The organism is Stenotrophomonas sp. GZD-301, from assembly GCF_049310345.1.
Classification (GTDB): Bacteria; Pseudomonadota; Gammaproteobacteria; order Xanthomonadales; family Xanthomonadaceae; genus Stenotrophomonas.
The window spans coordinates 1-20,580 of the sequence record NZ_JBMOWY010000046.1; the positions used below are offsets into that span (position 1 = coordinate 1).

The window sequence follows — 20,580 nt, forward strand, 5'->3', positions numbered from 1 at the left end:
GCAATTTGGCATCTCCAAGCCCTCCGCCTCCCCCCCTTGTGGCGGATGCCGGACGCTGACGCGCCCGGCATCCGCAACACCCAGCGATAGCGGCGTGTCCGAGATCGACTGCCCTGCCTGTGGCAGCCTCGTTCACGGCGAGCAGCGCACGCCCCAACAGCCCTGGCCCGTGCAGGTACCGGACGCTGCGCGCAACGCCACGGGGGATGGCGGGAGATCGACGCGGCGCAGCACATGGCTGAAGCGACTGTTCGGCCTGCGCGACCAGGCGCCCGGACACACCCGGCACGGCGGCACGCGTGCCGCCGATCCGTTACTCCACCCGCACCAACTGGTGCTTTACGCTGGGCCACAACGCCAGCTTGTGGGTGACGTTGGTGATGGTGCGGCGGGGGTCGGTGGGATGGGGCCGGGAGGAGGTGGTGGTTCTGCCTTGGCGCCATAGGCCGAACATCAGGATCTCCGCGCCCACCGGGAACGACTGCAGCCACGCCGCATCGCTGTGCCCGACACTGATTTCATAGAAATCCCGGCGGTCGGTCACGCCGGTGTGCTGGTACTTCGGCGCGCAGTTGAGGTACACCGAACCGGGCTGGGTGGCGCGGTGCGATCGGACCGTGCCCACCAGGGCCAGGGGCAGGTCGGTGGATGTCGCGCCCAGGCGTTCCCAGGCCTCGTCGTACCGGTCCTGCGTGTAGAAGAAGCTGCTCCAGTCGACCTTCTTCTTGCCCAGGCGCACGGTCACGTTCGCGGCCAGCAGGTCGTCGCTCCCACACATCGCGCGCAGGGTGAGCAGCTCGGCGAGGGTGCGCAGGTAGCCTGCCAGGACCGGGTCCGCGTCGTGGCGCTCGGCGCCGCTGCGCTTCAGACCCTGCTGCAGGATCAACAGGCGCAGCTCGTGCTTTCCTTCGCCAAGCGGGGGCAGGAAGTCGGCATCGGCGCCCGCGGCAAGCAGGGCCTGCAGATGCCCGGGGGCATCGTACCGGCAGCCGGGCCGGTGCTCTGCACCTCTGCTCAGGTCGATATAGGCCGGGACGTGCAGGGGCTCGGCATGGCCGGGGCGGCGCCTGCTGTGCTCGGGCACGAACGTCAGTGAAGCGCCGCAGCCCGGGCTGTCGCACAGCAGCGTGGGCAGCGTCTGCTGCGTGTCATGGCGCTTCTGCAGGTCGTCGGCACGGTGGAGGGTGCCGTGCGTACCTACGGCGGTGCGCATCTTGATTCCGCTGCGCATCGTCAGTGGCTGCCTGACTCGGCGGCGGGCATCGTCGCAAACCGCAGGCGGTTGTGGTCCGGGTCGACCACCATCATCTCGCGCCCGCCCCACGGCATGTCTGCCGGCGCGCGGAACACCGGTGCGCCGGCCGCCACGAACGCGGCGTGCAGCGCATCTACGTCGGCCACGCGGAAGTACACCGCACCGCCCGGCTCGCAGTCGCCGGCGTGTTCACTCAGGAACAGCTGCTGGCCCGCGCGGCTGATCTGCACGAACAGCGGCATGCCGTCGGCGAACCGGTGTTCCCAGTCGATGGCAAACCCGAGCTGCTGATAGAACGGCACGCTGCGGGTGGCGTCGGTCATGCGCAGCTGCGGAATGACCGTCTGATGCACGTCCGTGCCCATCAGCCCGGGTACGCCGGGAAGCGTTCGTCGGGGTGGTGCTTCTTCCATTCGGTATGGGCCACGGTGCCTTCCCAGGCGAGGAAGGCCTGGGGCACGCGACCGCGGCCGGACCAGGTTGCCTGGCTGTGCGGCAGCCAGTAACGTGGCGGCGCCTCCACAGCCGCTTTGGCAGGCTTGGCGCGGGGGGCGGGGCTGGCCGGCTGCTCCACGGCCACGGCGGCCCGGATCCTGCGCTGCTGCTCGGGGCTGAAATCGGCGTAACTGGCGCTGAGCAGCACGGTGACGCGCTCATACGCCTCCTTGGTAGCTGCCCGCAGCAGGGCGGCCGGGGAGGCGGAGGCGGGCGGTTTACGGGGCATGCGAATCCAGGGAAGGGGGAACTGACGGGGGGCACGATAGCAAATGCCCCCGTGAAGCCGTGGCGGGCGCCCCGTAGAGTGCTTGTAATGACCCATCCGCGTTGTCCCCCACCAGGAGCATTGCATGGCCCCGTCCGAACCGGATCCCACCGCCGGCACCCCCGCCGACTACAGCGACCGCTTGTACCGGGTGTATATCGAGGTGGGCGAGTGGCAGTACATCGCACGCGATGCGATCACCGCCTTTCTGCTTGAACGCAGCCGGACGCATCCCGCGTTCGACTTCACGCCTGCCGCACTGCACCCCCGGCCGCATGGCTACGAGGTGGACCTGCCGATGCAGTTGATTCCGGAACTGGTGCGCGCGCTGGCCGAGCGCAACGTGGCGGTCTATCAGGTGGTGCGAGCCGCGCTGGAGTGACCCGGCCGTGAGCCCGACGGACCAGGCACCGGCGGTGGGTTGGGGCAGAATACGTCGATCGGACTGGACCACGCTGCGTGCGTCGCATCGCACGCGCAGCGCGGCAGTCGTCCCTACATGGAGGTTGCAATGACGTTCCTGGCGTGCGTGCGTTCTGTCCGCGTGGCGGTGGTGCTGATGGGCCTGTCGTTGGCAGGGTGTGGCGAGGCGCCATCGACGCCGACAGGGGCGGGGGCGGTTGGGCCGACGCCCACGGCCACGGCCACGGCGCCGTCCACCGACCCGGCGGCGGCGCTGGTGGCGCGCTTCAACATGGGCGACGGCCTCGCCAAGCTCGCCGACGAGGCTGCACGCGCCACCACCACGTTCGCGTTGATGGCCGAACAGAGCGGTACCCCTGCGGCGAAGCAGCGGGTGCAGGCCGAGATCAGCCGCCTGCTGCCGGCCTACCAGGCCCGCTGGGACGGCACGCTGGCGGCAATCTATGCCCGGCACTTCTCCGCCGACGCGCTGCGTTCGCTGGCATCACAAGGAACCCGCTCACCGCACGCGGCACGGTTCAACGCGCTCCAGAACACGGTGGCTGCCGAGATGCGCACCGAGGCGCAGCCGCTGCTGCGGCAGCTGGTTGCCGAGGCGCTGACCCATGCTGCGCAACCGCGCTGATACCGCGAACCAAACCTACGCACTTACCTGAGAGAAACCGCAATGGCAGACCCCTACAACAACAGCGCGCACACGCCTGCGGCAACCAGGCTCGACGATTCGATGGTGACCACGGCAATGGAACTTCCCGGCTTCCGCGTGGTGCGCAGTCTTGGTGTGGTGCGCGGCATTACCGTGCGCTCGCGCTCGATCGTGGGCAACGTCCTCGGCAGCCTGCAGACGTTGTTCGGCGGCAACATCACCATCTACACCGAGCTGTGCGAGCAGGCGCGCGAGGAAACCTACCGCGACATGGCCAAGCACGCGCGGTTGCTCGGCGCCAACGCGATCATCGCCATGCGCTATGACGCGACCGACATCATGACCGGATTGACCGAGGTGCTGTGCTACGGGACGGCGGTGGTGGTGGAGCCGACCAGCCGGTGAGGTACCGCGCGGCGTACCGGAGGCGGTACGCCGCAGTTGCGTTCAACGATCTTTTCCCTTCTGAAGAAACGCAGTCAGATTCAACAAGCCGGCCAGCGCGCTTTCAAGGTAGGCGCCGAAGCTGCTGTGATGCTCCTGCAATTGTGTCCAGTAGGTCACGATCTCGTTCTCATCGCCAGGATGTATGAACATGGGATCCAGCAAGACGAAGTCTTCACCTTTGCCGGGCGGCCCGGACAGCTGAATCGCGTCGCCAAGACGGGCCATCAGCCACGGCTCGTCCTCCGACGCCTCCTCTTCAAGCATGCTCCTCCAGTCGGAGGCAATCGCCGCGTTCTCATTGCCGAATGGCTGGATCAACTCGACCGGTAGCAAGGTGCTGATATAGTTGCCGGGCATCAAGAACCCATTGCTGACAGACAGAAACTGCTTGTAGCTGGGCGGAAGCGAGATCCCAAGCCGCACCTCTGCCGCGAGAATGCTGGCCTTGGATGCGGGGGGCATTCCGAGCCAGACGACATCCCATGACAGGCAGCGTCGCGCCAGATCGGCCAGTGCGGAATCCGGGTGCGTTGCGAGGAATGGACTCAGCCCAAGCTCGACATGCGCCTGTCCCTGCGAGGCTCTCCAGTGCGCGATTGCAGCAGTGTTCATTGCCTGCATCAGCTCATCCATTGCCATCATCATTGCTGTCTCCGATCAATCACGGCAGCGCCGCTGCGTTCGCGCGACCTCTCATTCGCATTAGTCGACGACCTTCACCCAGAACTGCTCACCATCGAGCACGCGTGCCGCGGTGCAGAAGAAGTTGCCCAGTCTGCGCCCGACCTTCTGATTGTCTTCGCCAAGAATGTAGCGTACCGACATGGACGATTCCGGCATGACAGAGGCGCCCTGGTTCGTTGCTGCGAACGACTCAGCCCAGCATCGTGATGCCAGTAGCCGATGTTCCCCGGCAGTATCGACTGTGCAACCTTGATGTGCTCGGCCGACTCATCCGTATCCGGATCGCTCAGGCTTACCTCGAACACGGCCGGGTAGTCGGCGAATCGACACCCCGACGTACCGCTCTTGGCTGCTTTGTCGCAGCGAAGTGTCGGTGCCGAACTCTGGATCAGTGACTGGTCGTTGTTGAAGCGCGACAGCACCGGCTGGGTGTCCTGGCCGGTCTTTCCTTCATCGGTATTGAATCCCCGGGGGACGGCGAAGTCGTACGTACCTGGGCCCGAAAGGGTCAGGGGAGCGAAGGGCTGCTTGTCAGTGCATGGGCTTGACGTGCGCGTCTCATGGCAGACATCATCGCCACCGCACAAGCAAGCGGGCTGCTCGGGCATGTGATGGAACTACCTGTAATTGCAAACAAGCTCCTGGATGAGTTCTGTAAAGGTCGAACTGGCCTCATACCCTTGGCGACTGTACATGATTGTCCACAGCTCTCCTTCTGGACTTGTGTCGACCGTGTCGATAAGCGCGAACCAATCAAAGTCGCTGGGGCGTGCAGAGATCTGGAGGGCCTCGCCGATATGTGCTGTGAAATCAGCTTCCTCAAGGTACGGGTCGGCTTCGTGCAGATCATTCCACATTGCCACAATCGGGTAGTTGTCGTCGCTGAACCGCCGTACAAGTTCAATCGGCAGTAGTGCGCAGCAGTAAGTGCCGGGAACAAGGAATCCGTTCGACTCCAGCAGGAACTCACGGTAGCTCGCAGGGAGAATCACGCCAAGACGTTGTTCGGCTTCGCGAATCTGCTCAAGTGATGCTCCTGGTTGCCCGAGCCATCCAACATGTTCCCTGCCGATCCGGGCGGCAAGTTGAGCCAGCGGACTGTCCGGAAAATCATTGATGAACGGCTCAAGGCCAAGATACTCGCGTGGTTCGTGCCGCTTTCGCTCAATGTTTGCGAGAGCTGCTGCGTTCAATTCCTCAAGTAATTGCTTCCACATGATGAGCCTCTCTCCGGCGGTTCAATCCACAACCTTGACCCAGAACTCTTCTCCATCCAGAAGCCGCGCATGCGTGCAGTAGAACGCGCCCAGCTTTCCACCCACCTTCTTGTTGTCTTCGCCGAGAATGTAACGGACAGACATGGATGTCTCCGGTACGAGAGATGCGCCCTCATGCGTTGCTGCAAAAGGATACTCGTCGCAGTTCAGTCCAGTCGCGGCTCCATCAGGAAAGCGTGTTCTGCACAGCGCCCCGGATACGCCGCGATTCTCTTCTGCAACTCTCTTGTTCCTCAAGCGTCGCAAAGGTACACCCCGTGCATCAGGATTTTCATGCCACCTGCCGATCGTGCCGGGGAGCGTCGACTGTGCAACCTTGATGTGCTCGGCCGACTCATCCGTATCGGGATCGCTCAGGCTTACCTCGAAGACGGCAGGGTAGTCGGCGTATCGACACCCGGACGTACCGCTCTTGGCTGCTTTGTCGCAGCGAAGTGTCGGTGCCGAACTCTGGATCAGTGACTGGTCGTTGTTGAAGCGCGACAGCACCAGTTGGGTGTCCTGGCCGGTCTTTCCTTCATCGGTATTGAATCCCAGGGGGACGGCGAAGTCGTACGTACCTGGGCCCGAAAGGGTCAGGGGAGCGAAGGGCTGCTTGTCGGTGCAACTCCCGCAGTAGAGCTCGGGAGTAACCACCAACCCGGCCATTGCATTGCCCTGCACGGCATCGAACACCACGCGGACGCGATGCATCCATGTCTGGCCGTTTCGGGGCAGGGACACGTAGTCGTACAGCGTAACGGTGGCGGTTTCGGTCTGGCCGGTGTCGGGGTTGTGGGAGGAATAGGGTGCAGTTCGCTTCACGCAGTAGTGCAGGCGCGAGCCTGCAGCGTCTGCTTCGTCCTGGTCGGTGGCGTCCTTGCAGACCTCGTCGAAAGGAAGCTCCGGATTCTCCAGCGCGGCCTCGTACTGCCGAAGCTCGGCCATCGACATGCTGGCGATCATCTGCGCGTCGGACGGGCAGTCGTCGTCTTCGCGTGCGTTTACAGAGACGCTGAAAAGCAGGGCGACCAGCGCCAGTGCAAGCGGTGTGCGGTTCATGGTGGGCTCCTTGGGTACAACGGCGACAGGCGCACGGCGGCGTGCGGTGCGGTGGGTGATACGCCGAAACCCGGGAGGTGCGATGTAGGGAAAGTGCGGGCCGAATGCGAAGCGTGATGGGCCATGTATGTCGTTTACGACTACTGGCACGCTTCGGATGCCGCGCGCTGCAGCCGCAGGGCCGATGCTGTGAACCCGTTCCGATCCATGCTGTGCCGCATTCGGCACGTTCTGGTGCGACGGGCTGCGGCTATGATTGAGGCGTCCGCCCCGCGCCGCATGCCTGCGGCCGCCGTTCAAAGGAAGATGATGCCGACGACCGTCCCCCGCGTTTCCTCCCCCTGCCTGCGTGTCTGCGCGGCCGTGGTGGCCTGCCTGCCGTTGCCGGCGATGGCCTCGGATTTCACCGGCATGCTGACCGGGCTGACCCTGATGCTGCTCGGGTTGGTGCTGCTGCTGGTGGCGCCGCTGCTGCTGGTGCGCCGGCACGCCTGGGCGCGCTGGCTTGGCACGGGGCTGGGCGGCTTGGCGATGCTGGTCGCGGTGGGCACGTTCTGTGTGGATACGTGGCGGGTGCTGGCGCGGATGCGGGCGGACACGGCAATGCCGCAGCTGATGTATGTGGCGCTGTACGTCGCGCTGTGGCTGGCCATCGGGTATGTGATCGCGCGCCTTCGACGCCGGCCGCTGCCGGGCGTCGACTGAGCGCCGCGATACGCGCGAGGTATCGCAGCGGCACACAACCGGTATTGGATGCCCGCGCGGTATCCGGCCGATGCTGTGCGGATGACAACGCACAACACGCTTTCTTTCGATGGACAGGTGGGCCTGGTGACCGGGGCTGCCGGCGGCCTCGGCCTGGCGTACAGCCGGCTGCTGGCCCAGCGCGGCGCACGGGTGGTGATGCAGGACGTGGGGGCCGGGCTGGATGGCACCGGCTGCGATCCGCAGCGGATCGCGGTGGCCGCCGCGCGGCTGCGCGAGGAGGGCCTGGAGGCGCAGGCAGCACCCGGTGGCATCGCCCGCCGCAGCGACTGCCATGCGCAGGTGGACGCGATCCTGCAGCAGCATGGCCGGCTGGACTTCATCATTCACAACGCCGGCTGGGTCGAGTACCAGCAGATTGACGTGCTCGACGAGGCGCGCTTCGACCAGATGATGGCCATCGCGGCGAAGGCGCCGCTGTGGCTGGCGCAGGCGGCCTGGCCGGCGATGCAGGCGGCCGGCTACGGCCGGATCGTGCTGACCACGTCCGACCGCGCGCTGTATCCGCAGTACGTGCAGAAGGGTCTGGCGGCCTATGCCGCGGCGAAGCTCGCGGCGGTGGGCATCGTCAATGTGCTGGCCGACGAGGGCGCGGCGCACGGCATCGTGGTGAACGCGGTGTCGCCGGTGGCCAAGACCCGGATGTGGGGCATACAGGGCGAACCGGATGAGCTGCACCCGGCCGCGGTGGCGCCCGGTGTTGCGTTCCTCGCATCGGCGGCGTGCCGGCAGGGGGGCTGGATCCTGCGTGCCAGCAACGGCCAGTTCCATGCCACGCGCAGCGTGGAAGCGGCGGGCGTTGCCTATCCGCGCGATCTGCAGGCGGTGGAGGCCGGCAGCATTGAGGCGGTGGCTGCGCAGTGGCCGGCGATCGCACAGGCGATGATCGAACCGCGCTGACCGCGCGCGGTTTACTCTGGTGGCTGTTTTCCAGGGCGACAGCGCACATGGTCGATCTCCGCCAGCTCCGTCAGTTCGTGGCCGTTGCCGAGGAGCTGCACTTCCATCGTGCGGCGGCGCGGCTGCACATGTCGCAGCCGCCGCTGACGGCCGCCATCCGGCGGCTGGAGGACGACATCGGCAGCGAGCTGATCCAGCGCGGCAATCGCACACTGGGGCTGACCGCCGCCGGCAAGGTGCTGCTGGCAGAGGCCCGCGCGACCCTGCAGCAGGCCGACCACGCGCTGGTGGCGACCCGTGACGCTGCGGCAGGGCGTACCGGCACGGTGCGGGTCGGCTATGTGGGCAGCGCGCTGTATGGGCGCCTGCCACAGGTGATCCGCGCGTTCCGGGTCAGCCACCCACAGGTGCGGCTGGAACTGATCGAGGCGACTTCCGCTCGCCAGGTCGAGATGCTGCGCGGGCAACGGCTGGATGTGGGCGTGCTGATTCCACCGGTGCACGAGGCCGGCGACATGCAGTTGCGCGCGTTCGACGCGGACCGTTTGGCGATCGCGCTGCCGCGTAGCCATCCGCGTGCCGGCGAGGCCCGCATTGCCTTGCCAGCACTGGCCGCAGAGCCGTTCGTGCTGTGGCCGGCACGCGAAGGGCAGGGCTTCCATGCGCAGGTGGTGCGCCTGTGCGCGGCCGCCGGTTTCGTGCCGTGGGTGGTGCAGGAGGCGCACGGCATGCACGCGGTGCTGTCGCTGGTGGCGGTCGGCGCGGGCATCGCGATCGTGCCGGCGAGCATGTGCGGCTTCCGCGCGGAGGATATCCACTACCAGCCGCTGGCCGATGCCGACGCACAGTTCGATCTGCAGCTGTGCCTGCGCGGGGGCGAGCCGTCGCCGGCGCTGCAGCAATGGCTGCAGGCCGCAGCCTGAAGGGGATGGCCGCATTCATGCCGGTGCCACATGGTCTGCACGGCGCGTAGGCACGCAGGGCCGTAACGTGGAGCGTCCCCACCGCCGCTGGAGACCCCCCATGAATCGCTTGCAGGCTGCGACCCGCGTGATGCGCGACGGGCTGGAAGAAATCGCCGCGCTGCTGGTCGGCGAGCGCGCTGGCGCGCTGCGCCGCGACGACAGTGCCGCCCCCGGCGTTGGCCTGCCGCTGCCCCGGCGCCCGCCGCTCAAGCGGCCCCTGCTGCATGGGCGAAAGGGCATGGCACCGTGGCAGAAGGTCGCCGGCGGGCCCCGTCGGAGCAGCTGAGTGGCCCCGCCACGCGGTCCCCCGACAAACCTGAACAGGCAAACGTGTTGCCGTCGCCGGGGTTGTGGCTAACTAGCGCCCCGGATCATCAACGACGGAACGACGCGAGTGAAGAAAGCAGGACGATGGGGGCTGGCGGCCCTGATGCTGGTGGCCGCACTGTGGGTGACCGGCTGGCTGGCCTTCCAGTTGCCGGGGCCGGCATGGGTGCGCTACCTCGTGATGGGCGCCTGGGCGCTGTTCGCCGTGGGCACCTCGGTAGCGGTGGGCCGCGCCCGTGCAGGCCGCTGGCCGGGGCCGGTGTTCGTGGCGGTGCTGGTGATGACCGGGGTGTGGTGGCTGCTGGTGGCGCCGCGCCAGGACCGGGTCTGGGCCGACGATGTCGCACAGCGGCTGAAGGTGGTCGAGTTCGATGGCACGCAGGTGGTGCTCGACAACGTGCGCAACTTCACCTGGCGCAGCGAGGACGACCACGATGTGCGCTGGGAGCGCCGCGCCTACGATCTCGACCAGCTGCGCTCGGCCGATCTGATCCTGTCGTACTGGATGGGGCCGACGATCGCCCACACGCTGGTGTCGTTCGGTTTCGCCGATGGTCGCTACCTGGTGTTCTCGCTGGAGATCCGCAAGGAGCGCGGCGAGTCGTTCTCGGCGCTGGGGGGGTTCTTCCGCAAATTTGAAATGACCCTGGTGGCGTCGGAGGAAACCGACATCGTGCGCGTGCGCAGCAACGTACGCGGCGAAGACGTGTATCTGTACCGTCTGCAGGGCATGACCCGCGAACAGCTCAAGGGGCTGTTCGTGTCCTACCTGGGCGAGGCGCGCAAGCTGGACGCGGCACCGGCGTTCTACAACACGCTGACCAGCAACTGCACCACCATCGTGTATGAACTGGCCAAGCAGATCGCGCCGGGCCTGCCGCTGGACTACCGCCTGCTGGTATCGGGCTATTTCGCCGAGTACGCGCGCGACCTGGGCGTGCTGACCCCGGGCGTGCCGTTTGCCACGCTGAAGGCGCGTGGGCGCATTACCGAGCGCGCACGCGCCGCCGGCGATGCGCCCGATTTCTCCCGTCAGATCCGCCGCGGTGTGCCCGGCATCGAGCAAGGAAGCGAACCATGATGCTGCGTGTGAATGGCCTGTCGCGGCGCGTGCTGCCGTTGCTGGCGATGGTGCTGGCGCTGCTGCTGTCCAGCGGCTGCGCGATGGTGACGATGAAGCAGGTCGCACCGACCGACTACCTTGCCAGCAAGCGCGGCGACGTATTGACCTCGGGCAAGCTGAGCGCCGCTTCGCAGGAAACGTTGAGCGTCGTCGGCCTGGATGAGGATCTGTGCGCCAAGGACACGCTGGCCTGCCAGAAGACCCTCGAAGACACCGCGGTACTGCCCGAGGAGCAGCGGCTGTCGGCGCTGTCCGAGCTGTGGGTGAAAACGGCCCTTGGCCTGAGCCCAAAGCCGAAGGACCGCGACAAACATCCGATGACCGACGCGGCACTGGATGCCTGGCTGGAAGCGGCGCGCTACGCCTACGCCTATCTGTTCTTCAGCGGGCGCACGCCGTCCGACCGCGCGTTCGAAGACCGGCAGACCCAGGTCCGCGACTACTACAACTACGCTGCCGAGCAGACTGCCGCCGTGGTGTTCAAACGCGCGCGGGAGAGCGCGCTGGAAGGTGAGGACTACAACGCGCCGGTGGCCGGTGAGCGCTGGACGCTGACCTCGGACTTCGACGAGCTGCGGATGCCCAGCATTCCTACCAGCATGGTCTCGGCGTCGTCGGTGAGTTTCGCCGGGCTGCGCAGCACCTACCGTCGCGACGGCTTCGGCGCCGAACTGGTGGTGGTGATGGACCCGCCCAAGCTGGTGGCCCCGGTGGATGGGAAGCAGGCCGAGATTCCGCAGTACAGCGAGATGTCGGCGATCAACGCCACCGCACTGCTGCGCTTCAAGGGCGATAGCCTGCAGCAGGTGCTGGATACCACCCAGGTGCTGTTCGATGTGTATTCGCCGGAGTCCACCGAAAGCGTGGACCTGCACGGCGAGAAGGTGCCGCTGGCCGGCAACTTCACTGCCGCCTATGGCATGTGGCTGGCGCAGTCGGGGTTTGCCACGCAGTCGCTGCGGACCCTGTTCGGGCTGAGCGAAGGCATCGGCGAGCCGCACATGTACCTGATGCAGCCGTGGGATCCCAACCGCCGCATCATCTTCATGCTGCATGGCCTGGGCAGCAGTCCGGAGGCGTGGGTGAACGTGGCCAACGAGGTCATGGGCGATCCCGAGCTGCGTCGGCATTTCCAGGTGTGGCAGGTGTACTACCCGACCAATGCGCCGATCGCGTTGAACCGGTTCGAGATCAACGAGGCGTTCAACAACACGCTGAAACACTTCGATCCCACCGGCAGCAGCCCGGCCTCCAAAGACATGGTGTTCATCGGCCACAGCATGGGCGGGGTGCTGGCGCGCCTGCTGGTGACCTCATCCGGTGACGTGCTGTGGGACCAGCTGCTGGCCAACTACGACCTCAAGGGCGAGCGCCTGAAGCGGGTGGAGGCCAAGCTTGGGCCGCTGCTGCACTTCACCGCCGAGCCCAACGTGGAGCGTGCGATCTTCATCGCCGCGCCGCACAAGGGCACCGACATCGCCGGCAACCGGCTGGGTCGCCTGATCGGGCGCCTGGTGCGGCTGCCGATCACCATCCTGGGCAAGTTCGACGATGTGTTCCAGACGTTGCAGCAGTCCGAGCGGCAGTCGGCGCAGCCGACCAAGCTGCAGATTCCCAACAGCATCGACAACCTCAAGGCCAGCGATCCCTTCGTGAAGGCGGCCGGGGCGCTGCCGATCATGCCGGGGCTGAAGTACCACTCGATCATCGCCCAGCGCAAACCCGAGGTGCCGCTGGAACAGTCCGACGATGGGCTGGTGCCTTACTGGAGCGCGCATCTGGATGGCGCGGTGTCGGAGAAGGTGATCATCTCCGGCCACAGCGTGCAGGAAACCCCGCAGGCGGTGCTGGAGATCCGCCGCATCCTGCGCGAGGACCTCAAGGAAGTAGGCGACGCGCACCCGTAGAGCGGGGCTCTGCCCCGCTGCGTTGGGCCCGTGCGAAGGGCAGCCGGGTAGAACCCGGCGCTACGGGGTGCCTATCGCGGTTGGGTGGAACCCGACGCGACGGTGGGTGCGTTGCCCGTAGAGCGGGGCTCTGCCCCGCTGCGTTGGGCCCGTGCGAAGGGCAGCCGGGTAGAACCCGGCTCTACGGGGTGCCTATCGCGGTTGGGTGGAACCCGGCGCGACGGTGGGTGCCTGTCGCGGTTGGGTGGAACGCGGCGCGACGGTGGGGGCGTTGCCCGTAGAGCGGGGCTCTGCCCCGCTGCGTTGGGCCCGTGCGAACGGCAGCCGGGTAGAACCCGGCTCTACGGGGGGGCCTGCAACGACAGCCGGGTAGAACCCGGCTCTACGGGTGGCGCCTGCAACGGCAGCCGGGTAGAACCCGGCTCTACACGCGTCGTGCTACGGCTACGCTGGCGATGGCGAGCAGCAGCATGATGGCGTAGGTGAGCAGGTAGCCGAGCATCACGTTGCCCTGCAGGAACAGGGCGAACAGCGAGCCGGAGATGGCCAGGGTGGTCGCTACGCCCAGTGCCTCGCTCAACTGCAGGGCCGAGGTGTTGGCACCCTGTTCGGCCGGCGGCGACAGCGAGAGCGTGAGCACCGACAGGCTCGGGTAGATCAGGCCCATGCCCAGTCCGGTCAGCGACCAGCCGGCCAGCGCCAGCCACAGCGGCACGCCGGGCTGGATCGCCAGCGACGTGGCGAGGATGCCTGCGCACATCAGCAGGGCGCCGCTCTGCAGCAGTTGCCGGCGCGACCAGCCGCGCTGCTGATGGCCCTGCAGCCAGGAACCGCTGAACCAGCCGAGTGCGCCCAGGCTCAATGCCACGCCAGCCAGCAACGGGGTCAGGCCGCGCTCGCGCTGCAGCAGCAGCGGCAGGAAGGCTTCGCAGCCGAAGAAGGCCGAGGCGGCGATGCCACGCAGCGCGATCACGCTGGGCAGGCCGCGATGCAGTCGCAGGGTGCCGCGCGGCAGCAGCTTCCAGCTGCACAACGCCAGCAGCGCCAGGGCGGGCAGCAGCAGGCCCAGCGCCGCCCAGCCGGTCTGCTGGCCGCCGATGTACAGCAGCAGCGCGCCCATCGACGCACCGATGGCCCAGCGCACCACCGTGGGGCGGCTGTCCGCGGCGGCGGGGGTGGGCGGCAGATTGCGCAGCGCCGGGCGCAGCAGCAGGGCGGCCGGGATGGCCAGCAGCGGCACGGCCAGGAACACCCAGCGCCAGCCCAGATGCTGCACGATCAGCCCGCTGATGCTCGGGCCGATCAGCGAGGGCACCACCCAGCCGGCGGAGAACGCGGCGAACACCCGTGGGCGCATCGCCTCGGGAAACGTGCGCCCGACCAGCACATACAGCGCCACCGAGATCGCACCCGCGCCGAGGCCCTGCATCAGCCGCCCCAGCACCAGCACCGGCATGTGCTGCGCCAGCCCGGCCACCAGCAGGCCGGCAATGAAGCAGGCCAGGCCCAGCCACAGCGGCCGCGCCGGACCGCGCTGATCGCTCCAGCGCCCGGCCAGGGTCATGCCGATCACACTGGTGGCCAGGGTCCCGCCGAAGGCCAGTGCATACAGCCGCAGGCCGTCCAGGTCATGTGCCACGGTGGGCATGGCGGCGGCCACCGCCAGCGCTTCGAACCCGTGCAGCGAGACCAGCGCGACCATGCCGATGGTGGTGGCGCGGTAGGGCGGGGACAGAATCGACGGTGGGGGTGGGGCGTGATCGGGGGCGGACGTGGTGACGGCGACATCGGAAGACATGGGAACATCCAGGCAACAAGGGGGCAGGGCGCTTGCACGGCGCCGGGGCGCAGCGCAGGATGTCACCTGAACCAAGGTTGAGGTCAAGCAGTGATCGCGCAGGAATTGAGTGTAGGCGAAGTGGCCAGGCGCAGCGGCGTGGCGGTGTCGGCGCTGCACTTCTACGAGCGCAAGGGATTGATCCGCAGCCTGCGGACGGCGGGCAACCAGCGCCGTTTCGCCCGCGACGTGCTGCGCCGGTTGGCGGTGATCCGCGTCGCGCAGCGGGTGGGAATGCCGTTGGAGGCCGTCGCCACCGCCTTCGCCGCGCTACCGGAAAACAAGACCCCGACCAAGGCCGAATGGGCGCGGATGTCGGCGCTGTGGCGCAGCGAGCTGGACCAGCGGATCGAGCAGCTGCTGCTGTTGCGCGACCAGCTCACCGACTGCATCGGCTGCGGCTGCCTGTCGCTCAAGCGCTGCCGGCTGACCAACCCGGGCGATGCGCTGGGTGAGCAGGGGGACGGCCCGCGGCGCTGGGAATGAGCCGGTGCCGGCCAGCGGCCGGCATTGCCGGATCTGGGCGTCAGCTCACCAGACGGTGAGCACCTGGCCGCTCTGCACACCTTCCACGCTGCGCTGGTAGGCCAACGACGCGCGCTGCGCGGTCACCGGTTCAAAGCCCGGGAAATACGCGCCATAGTCGTCCATCGACTCGACCAGCACGTTCGGGCTGACGACGTTGATGCGCAGCCCGCGCGGCAGCAGTTCGCAGGCGGCACCGCGCACGAAGCCCTCCAGCGCGGCATTGACGGCGGTGGCGTTGGCGCCGTCGCGGATCGGCTGGGCACTGACGATGCCGCTGGTCAGCGTGATCGAACCACCCACCCGCAGATGGCGCTGTGCGGCCAGCGCCAGCCGCACCTGCCCGAGCAGTTTGTCCTGCAGGCCCAGGTTGAACTGATCGGCCCGCATGTCGGCCAGCGGGCCGAAATGCAGGCGGCCGGTCGTGGCGACCACCGCATCCAGCGTACCGACCTGCTCGAACATGGCCTGCACGCTGGCATCGTCGGTCAGGTCCACCTGTACGTCGCCGCCGTGCCGGCCGGCGCGAAGCAGTTCATGGTGCGCGCCGAGGGTGGCGGCAACGGCCTGGCCGAGGGTGCCGCTGGCACCGACAAGCAGAATTTTCATGGGGCTCGCTCCGGGGATGGGAAGGCCAGTCTGCGCCGCTGCAGCGGGTTAGGTAACGGGGGTATGCTTTGCAGATTGCAAAGCAGGGGTTTCCAATGGATACGTTGCGCTGCATGCAGGCCTTCGTGGCCGTAGTCGAACACGGCAGCTTCAATGGCGCCGCCGAGCAGTTGGCGGTGTCGTCGGTGATGGTCGGCAAGTACATCCAGCAGCTGGAGGCGCACCTGGGCGTGCGCCTGCTGCAGCGGAACACGCGCCGCCAGAGCCTGACCGATGCGGGACGCAACTACCTGGCCGGGTGCCGGACGGTGCTTGAACAGGTGCAGCAGGCCGAGGCCAGTGTGGAAGGCCTGCAGGCGCAGCCGCAGGGCGTGCTGCGGATCAGCGCGCCGGTGACCTGGGGCAGCTGCGTGCTGGCGCCGTTGGTGGCGCGCTATCTGGCGGCCTATCCGCAGGTGACAGTGGAACTGGACCTCAACAACCGCCGCGTGGACATGATCGAAGAGCAGTTCGATGCGGTGGTGCGGATGGGCCAGCTGGGCTCGGCCGAGTGGGTGGCGCGACCGCTGCCGCCGTACGCGATGCAGATCTGCGCAGCGCCGTCCTACCTGGCGCGCAAGGGCATCCCTCAGCATCCGGGGGACCTGCGCGACCATGATTGCCTGACTCACCTGGCCTGGCGCGGGGGGCATGGCTGGCGGTTGCGCGGGCACCCCGAGCAGGACTGGTCGGAGCATTCGCGGCTGCTGTGCAACGACGGCGACGGCCTGCGCCGCGCCGCGTTGGCCGGTGCCGGCCTGATCCTGCAGCCGGCAGTGCTGCTGGCCGGGGATGTGGCCGCCGGCCGGTTGCAGCCGGTGCTGGCCGATTACCTGCCCGAGCCGCGTCCGCTGCACCTGGTGTACCTGCCGGACCGCCGGCCGCGGCCGAAGCTGTCCAGCTTCGTGGCGTTCCTGCTGGACAGCGTGGGCAGCGCGCTGCCGGGCTGACAGGCCTCAGTCGTTGGCGGCCGACAACGCCTGCCCGCGACGGGTGGCGGCCTCGATCGCGCGCGCGACGATGGCCTCGAAGCCGTCGGCCTGGAAGGATTCGATGGCCGCCTGGGTGGTGCCGTTGGGCGAGGTCACGCGGCGGCGCAGCTCGGCCGGGGCGTCGCCGGATTCATCCAGCATGCGCGATGCGCCGAGCAGGGTCTGCACGACCAGGACGCGTGCGGCGTCCGGTGCCAGGCCCTGCGCGCGCGCGGCCGCTTCCATCGCTTCGGCCAGCAGGAACACATACGCGGGGCCGCTGCCGGAGACGGCGGTGACTGCGTCCATCCGCGCTTCGTCGTCGATCCAGACCGTGCGCCCGGCGCTGGCCAGCAGCGTGTCGGCCTGCTGGCGCTGCGCGTCGCTGACCCCGGCGGTGGCGAACAGCCCGGTGACGCCGGCGCCGAGCAGGGCGGGGGTGTTGGGCATGGCACGGACCACGGCCGGGCTGCCGCCCAGCCAGCGCACCAGCTGCGCGCTGGTGATGCCGGCGGCGATGGAGACCACCAGCGGGGCCTTCGCGGCGGCGATGTCTTCCAGCGAGGCGCAGACATCGCGCAGTACCTGCGGTTTCACCGCCAGCAGCCAGACCTGCCCCTGCGCGGCGGCGTCGCTGGCGCTGGCATAGGTGTTCACCCCGAAGTCGGCAGTGAGCTGGCTGCGCAGCTCGGCCACCGGTTCGGCGACATGCACCTGCGCGGGGGCGACGCCCTGGCGGATCAGGCCGGCGATCAGGCTGCGGGCCATGTTGCCGCCGCCGATGAAAGTGATCGAACTGTTGGTCATGAGGCGTCCTCGTTCAGGGGTAGCGCCGGGTGCTATCCGGCGGCGTGGAGCAGGGCGGATCGTAGAGCCGGGTTCTACCCGGCGGCGTGGAGCAAGGCGAACCGTAGAGCCGGGTTCTACCCGGCTGCTGTTGCCGTACGCGCAAGGCAGCGGGGCAGAGCCCCGCTCTACGAGGCAAGGCAGCGGGGCAGAGCCCCGCTCTACGAGGCAAGGCAGCGGGGCAGAGCCCCGCTCTACGGGTCAATGGCGTGCGCCGAACAGGGCGGTGCCGATGCGGACCAGGGTGGCACCGTGGGCCACGGCCTCGGGGTAGTCGCCGCTCATGCCCATCGACAGCGTATCCACCGCCGGATGGGTGGCCGAGAGTGCCTGGAACAGGTCGCGCATGCGCTCGAACGCCGCCGCACGGCGCGATGCCTCGGGCCACGGTGCGGGGATGGCCATCAGGCCGCGCAGGCGCAGGGTGGGCGCGGCATCGATTGCCGCCGCCAGCGCCGGGACCGCCTCGGGCGTGCAGCCGTGCTTGCTGTCCTCATCGTCGATGTTGACCTGGATCAGCACGTTCAGCGGCGTGAGGGCGGCCGGGCGATGCGCGGCCAGTGCCGCGACCAGTTTCGGCCGATCCACGCTCTGCACCCAGTCGAAGCGCTGTGCGGCCAGCTCGGCCTTGTTCGACTGCAGGTGGCCGATCAGGTGCCACTCCAGGCCCAGCGCAGCCAACGCGTCGATCTTGGCCACCGCTTCCTGCACGTAGTTTTCGCCGAACGCACGCTGCCCCTGCGCGGCCAGTGCGGCGACCGCGTCGGCCGGCTGGGTCTTGGAGACGGCCAGCAGGCGCGGATCTGGCCGCCCGGCGGCCGCGGCCGCGTTGTGCAGGTTCAGCAGGATGGTGGACAGGGGCAGCGCGGACACGGGCGTATTCCGGTAGATCAGGAACGCTATACTGCCGCCCGGGGAAAGAACCTTCCAGTCGCAGCAGTCATGGGGAGTAGCAGCGCATGGATATCGCCGAGCTGTTGGCGTTTTCCGTAAAGAACAAAGCGTCGGATCTGCATCTGTCGGCCGGCCTGCCGCCGATGATCCGCGTGGACGGCGATGTCCGTCGCATCAACATTCCGGCCCTGGACCACAAGCAGGTCCACGCGCTGGTGTACGACATCATGTCGGACAAGCAGCGTCGCGATTACGAAGAGTTTCTCGAGGTCGACTTCTCGTTCGAGATCCCGTCGCTGGCGCGGTTCCGTGTCAACGCGTTCAACCAGAACCGCGGCGCCGGTGCGGTGTTCCGTACCATTCCGTCGGAAGTGCTCACGCTCGAAGACCTGGCGTGCCCGCCGATCTTCCGTGAGCTGATCGACCAGCCGCAGGGCCTGATCCTGGTCACCGGCCCGACCGGTTCGGGCAAGTCGACCACGCTGGCGGCGATGATCGACCACATCAACAAGAACGAGTACGGCCACATCCTCACCGTCGAGGATCCGATCGAATTCGTCCACACCTCGCAGAAGTGCCTGATCAACCAGCGCGAAGTGCACCGCGATACGCACGGCTTCAACGAAGCGCTGCGGTCGGCCCTGCGTGAAGATCCGGACATCATCCTGGTCGGCGAACTTCGCGACCTGGAAACCATCCGCCTGGCGTTGACCGCCGCGGAAACCGGCCATCTCGTGTTCGGCACGCTGCACACCAGTTCGGCGGCCAAGACCATCGACCGCATCATCGACGTGTTCCCCGCCGGCGAGAAGTCGATGGTGCGCTCGATGCTGTCCGAGTCGCTGCGTGCGGTGATCTCGCAGGCGCTGTTGAAGAAGGTGGGCGGCGGGCGTACCGCTGCGTGGGAAATCATGGTGGGCACGCCGGCCATCCGCAACCTGATCCGCGAGGACAAGGTGGCGCAGATGTACTCGGCGATCCAGACCGGCCAGCAGATGGGCATGATGACGCTCGATCAGCATCTCCAGGACCTGGTCAAGCGCAGCCTGATCACGCGCAACCAGGCCAAGGAATACGCCAAGGACAAGCGCATTTTCGAATAGAGGTCGCGCCGGGCCTGGCCCGGTTCGATACGTTCGGTCGTGCCGGCCACAGGCCGGCGTCAGGCACCCTTCGGAGCACACCGCGATGAGCACCACCACCATCGACTTCACCTCGTTCCTCAAGCTGATGGCGCACCAGAAAGCGTCGGACCTGTTCATCACCGCGGGCATGCCGCCGGCGATCAAGGTCAACGGCAAGATCTCGCCCATCACCCAGACCCCGCTGACGCCGCAGCAGAGCCGCGACCTGGTGCTGAACGTGATGACGCCGGCGCAGCGCGAAGAGTTCGAGAAGACCCACGAATGCAACTTCGCCATCGGCCTGTCCGGTGTCGGCCGTTTCCGCGTGAGCTGCTTCTACCAGCGCAACCAGGTCGGCATGGTGCTGCGACGCATCGAGACGCGCATTCCCACCGTGGAAGAGCTGAGCCTGCCGCCGATCATCAAGACGCTGGCGATGACCAAGCGCGGCATCATCCTGTTCGTGGGTGCGACCGGTACCGGCAAGTCGACCTCGCTGGCGGCGATGATCGGCTACCGCAACCACAACTCCACCGGGCACATCATCACCATCGAAGACCCGATCGAGTTCGTGCACAAGCACGAAGGCTGCATCATCACCCAGCGTGAAGTCGGCATCGATACCGACAGCTGGGAAGCGGCGCTGAAGAACACGCTGCGCCAGGCACCGGACGTCATCATGATCGGCGAGGTGCGTACCCGCGAAGGCATGGACCACGCCATCGCGTTTGCCGAGACCGGCCACCTGGTGCTGTGTACGCTGCATGCCAACAACGCCAACCAGGCGATGGACCGCATCATCAACTTCTTCCCCGAAGACCGCCGCAACCAGCTGCTGATGGATCTGTCGCTGAACCTCAAGGGCGTGGTCGCGCAGCAGCTGATTCCCTCGCCGGATGGCAAGTCGCGCAAGGTGGCGATGGAGATCATGCTCGGCACGCCGCTGGTGCAGGATTACATCCGCGACGGCGAGATCCACAAGCTCAAGGAAGTGATGAAGGAGTCGGTGCAGCTGGGCATGCGCACCTTCGACCAGAGTCTGTATGAGCTGTACCAGGCCGGTGAAATCAGCTACGAGGACGCACTGCGCTACGCCGACTCGCAGAACGAAGTGCGCCTGCGCATCAAACTGTCGCAGGGCGGCGACGCGCGCACGTTGTCGCAGGGCCTGGACGGGGTGGAAATTTCCGAGATCCGCTGACGCGGCGGTGC

24 protein-coding genes are annotated in these 20,580 nt (G+C 67.3%); 13 read left to right on the forward strand and 11 right to left on the reverse strand.

What is annotated here, in order from left to right:
* Window positions 1-313 precede the first annotated feature (313 nt).
* The 3 genes from ACO6VK_RS12820 to ACO6VK_RS12830 are packed head-to-tail and all read right to left on the reverse strand — an operon-like array spanning window position 314 to window position 1,979.
* Entirely contained in the window at window positions 314-1,213 is a 900-nt protein-coding gene (locus ACO6VK_RS12820) for a hypothetical protein (RefSeq protein WP_422507671.1), read from the reverse strand.
* A gap of 20 nt (window positions 1,214-1,233) precedes the next feature.
* A complete protein-coding gene (locus ACO6VK_RS12825; RefSeq protein ID WP_422507673.1) occupies window positions 1,234-1,620 on the reverse strand; it encodes a bleomycin resistance protein in 387 nt (128 codons plus the stop codon).
* On the reverse strand, window positions 1,620-1,979 hold the full coding sequence (locus ACO6VK_RS12830) for an H-NS family nucleoid-associated regulatory protein (protein WP_422507675.1): 360 nt from the start codon (window positions 1,977-1,979) through the stop codon (window positions 1,620-1,622). Before ACO6VK_RS12830 ends, ACO6VK_RS12825 begins: the two co-directional genes overlap by 1 nt.
* 124 nt (window positions 1,980-2,103) lie before the next feature.
* On the opposite strand from ACO6VK_RS12830, the gene ACO6VK_RS12835 reads away from it, so the two are divergent.
* From ACO6VK_RS12835 to ACO6VK_RS12845, 3 genes are all read left to right on the forward strand, one after another.
* Window positions 2,104-2,400, forward strand: coding sequence for a hypothetical protein (locus tag ACO6VK_RS12835; RefSeq protein WP_422507677.1), 297 nt, complete (start codon window positions 2,104-2,106; stop codon window positions 2,398-2,400).
* A gap of 129 nt (window positions 2,401-2,529) precedes the next feature.
* A complete protein-coding gene (locus ACO6VK_RS12840; protein ID WP_422507679.1) occupies window positions 2,530-3,066 on the forward strand; it encodes a hypothetical protein in 537 nt (178 codons plus the stop codon).
* 42 nt (window positions 3,067-3,108) lie between these two features.
* Complete coding sequence (locus tag ACO6VK_RS12845) at window positions 3,109-3,492, forward strand: YbjQ family protein (protein ID WP_422507681.1); 384 nt, start codon at window positions 3,109-3,111, stop codon at window positions 3,490-3,492.
* A gap of 42 nt (window positions 3,493-3,534) precedes the next feature.
* Here the strand turns inward: ACO6VK_RS12845 and ACO6VK_RS12850 are convergent, their stop codons facing one another.
* The 4 genes from ACO6VK_RS12850 to ACO6VK_RS12865 form a co-directional block, all read right to left on the reverse strand.
* Complete coding sequence (locus tag ACO6VK_RS12850) at window positions 3,535-4,167, reverse strand: SMI1/KNR4 family protein (protein WP_422507683.1); 633 nt, start codon at window positions 4,165-4,167, stop codon at window positions 3,535-3,537.
* Window positions 4,168-4,236: 69 nt separating this feature from the next.
* Window positions 4,237-4,359, reverse strand: coding sequence for a hypothetical protein (locus ACO6VK_RS12855; RefSeq protein WP_422507685.1), 123 nt, complete (start codon window positions 4,357-4,359; stop codon window positions 4,237-4,239).
* A gap of 476 nt (window positions 4,360-4,835) precedes the next feature.
* Window positions 4,836-5,435, reverse strand: coding sequence for an SMI1/KNR4 family protein (locus tag ACO6VK_RS12860; protein ID WP_422507687.1), 600 nt, complete (start codon window positions 5,433-5,435; stop codon window positions 4,836-4,838).
* A 21-nt stretch (window positions 5,436-5,456) separates the two neighbouring features.
* Window positions 5,457-6,536: a NucA/NucB deoxyribonuclease domain-containing protein gene (locus ACO6VK_RS12865; RefSeq protein WP_422507689.1), complete on the reverse strand. Its 1,080-nt coding sequence runs from the start codon at window positions 6,534-6,536 to the stop codon at window positions 5,457-5,459.
* 309 nt (window positions 6,537-6,845) lie between these two features.
* Here ACO6VK_RS12865 and ACO6VK_RS12870 point away from each other — a divergent pair, with 309 nt between their 5' ends.
* The 6 genes from ACO6VK_RS12870 to ACO6VK_RS12895 all read left to right on the forward strand — a co-directional run bounded on the left by ACO6VK_RS12870 (window position 6,846) and on the right by ACO6VK_RS12895 (window position 12,523).
* Window positions 6,846-7,241, forward strand: a complete 396-nt coding sequence (locus ACO6VK_RS12870) for a hypothetical protein (RefSeq protein WP_422507691.1) — start codon at window positions 6,846-6,848, stop codon at window positions 7,239-7,241.
* An 81-nt stretch (window positions 7,242-7,322) separates the two neighbouring features.
* The gene (locus ACO6VK_RS12875) at window positions 7,323-8,201 is read left to right on the forward strand and encodes an SDR family NAD(P)-dependent oxidoreductase (protein ID WP_422507693.1); all 879 of its coding nucleotides are present in this window, start codon (window positions 7,323-7,325) and stop codon (window positions 8,199-8,201) included.
* Window positions 8,202-8,248: 47 nt separating this feature from the next.
* Window positions 8,249-9,124: a LysR family transcriptional regulator gene (locus ACO6VK_RS12880; RefSeq protein ID WP_422507695.1), complete on the forward strand. Its 876-nt coding sequence runs from the start codon at window positions 8,249-8,251 to the stop codon at window positions 9,122-9,124.
* Between the two features lie 100 nt (window positions 9,125-9,224).
* Window positions 9,225-9,452: a hypothetical protein gene (locus tag ACO6VK_RS12885; protein ID WP_422507697.1), complete on the forward strand. Its 228-nt coding sequence runs from the start codon at window positions 9,225-9,227 to the stop codon at window positions 9,450-9,452.
* A gap of 144 nt (window positions 9,453-9,596) precedes the next feature.
* Complete coding sequence (locus tag ACO6VK_RS12890; RefSeq protein WP_422507729.1) at window positions 9,597-10,574, forward strand: DUF4105 domain-containing protein; 978 nt, start codon at window positions 9,597-9,599, stop codon at window positions 10,572-10,574.
* The gene (locus tag ACO6VK_RS12895; protein WP_422507699.1) at window positions 10,571-12,523 is read left to right on the forward strand and encodes an esterase/lipase family protein; all 1,953 of its coding nucleotides are present in this window, start codon (window positions 10,571-10,573) and stop codon (window positions 12,521-12,523) included. The genes ACO6VK_RS12890 and ACO6VK_RS12895 overlap by 4 nt, the downstream gene beginning before the upstream one ends.
* Window positions 12,524-12,947: 424 nt before the next feature.
* Here ACO6VK_RS12895 and ACO6VK_RS12900 read toward each other — a convergent pair whose 3' ends face one another.
* Complete coding sequence (locus tag ACO6VK_RS12900; protein WP_422507701.1) at window positions 12,948-14,321, reverse strand: MFS transporter; 1,374 nt, start codon at window positions 14,319-14,321, stop codon at window positions 12,948-12,950.
* A gap of 90 nt (window positions 14,322-14,411) precedes the next feature.
* Between ACO6VK_RS12900 and soxR the strand changes: the two genes are divergently transcribed.
* Window positions 14,412-14,846 carry a redox-sensitive transcriptional activator SoxR gene (soxR, locus tag ACO6VK_RS12905; RefSeq protein WP_422507703.1) on the forward strand — a complete coding sequence of 145 codons (435 nt, stop codon included), beginning with the start codon at window positions 14,412-14,414 and terminating at the stop codon, window positions 14,844-14,846.
* A 45-nt stretch (window positions 14,847-14,891) separates the two neighbouring features.
* Here the strand turns inward: soxR and ACO6VK_RS12910 are convergent, their stop codons facing one another.
* Entirely contained in the window at window positions 14,892-15,494 is a 603-nt protein-coding gene (locus tag ACO6VK_RS12910; protein WP_422507705.1) for a short chain dehydrogenase, read from the reverse strand.
* A gap of 95 nt (window positions 15,495-15,589) precedes the next feature.
* Between ACO6VK_RS12910 and ACO6VK_RS12915 the strand changes: the two genes are divergently transcribed.
* Window positions 15,590-16,483: a LysR substrate-binding domain-containing protein gene (locus tag ACO6VK_RS12915; protein ID WP_422507707.1), complete on the forward strand. Its 894-nt coding sequence runs from the start codon at window positions 15,590-15,592 to the stop codon at window positions 16,481-16,483.
* Between the two features lie 6 nt (window positions 16,484-16,489).
* Here ACO6VK_RS12915 and proC read toward each other — a convergent pair whose 3' ends face one another.
* Both proC and ACO6VK_RS12925 read right to left on the reverse strand, forming a co-directional pair.
* On the reverse strand, window positions 16,490-17,311 hold the full coding sequence (gene proC / locus ACO6VK_RS12920; protein WP_422507709.1) for a pyrroline-5-carboxylate reductase: 822 nt from the start codon (window positions 17,309-17,311) through the stop codon (window positions 16,490-16,492).
* A 240-nt stretch (window positions 17,312-17,551) separates the two neighbouring features.
* Complete coding sequence (locus ACO6VK_RS12925) at window positions 17,552-18,223, reverse strand: YggS family pyridoxal phosphate-dependent enzyme (protein WP_422507711.1); 672 nt, start codon at window positions 18,221-18,223, stop codon at window positions 17,552-17,554.
* Window positions 18,224-18,309: 86 nt separating this feature from the next.
* Here ACO6VK_RS12925 and ACO6VK_RS12930 point away from each other — a divergent pair, with 86 nt between their 5' ends.
* Both ACO6VK_RS12930 and ACO6VK_RS12935 read left to right on the forward strand, forming a co-directional pair.
* On the forward strand, window positions 18,310-19,347 hold the full coding sequence (locus ACO6VK_RS12930) for a type IV pilus twitching motility protein PilT (protein WP_422507713.1): 1,038 nt from the start codon (window positions 18,310-18,312) through the stop codon (window positions 19,345-19,347).
* Window positions 19,348-19,432: 85 nt separating this feature from the next.
* A complete protein-coding gene (locus ACO6VK_RS12935; RefSeq protein ID WP_411850131.1) occupies window positions 19,433-20,569 on the forward strand; it encodes a PilT/PilU family type 4a pilus ATPase in 1,137 nt (378 codons plus the stop codon).
* Window positions 20,570-20,580: the final 11 nt, after the last annotated feature.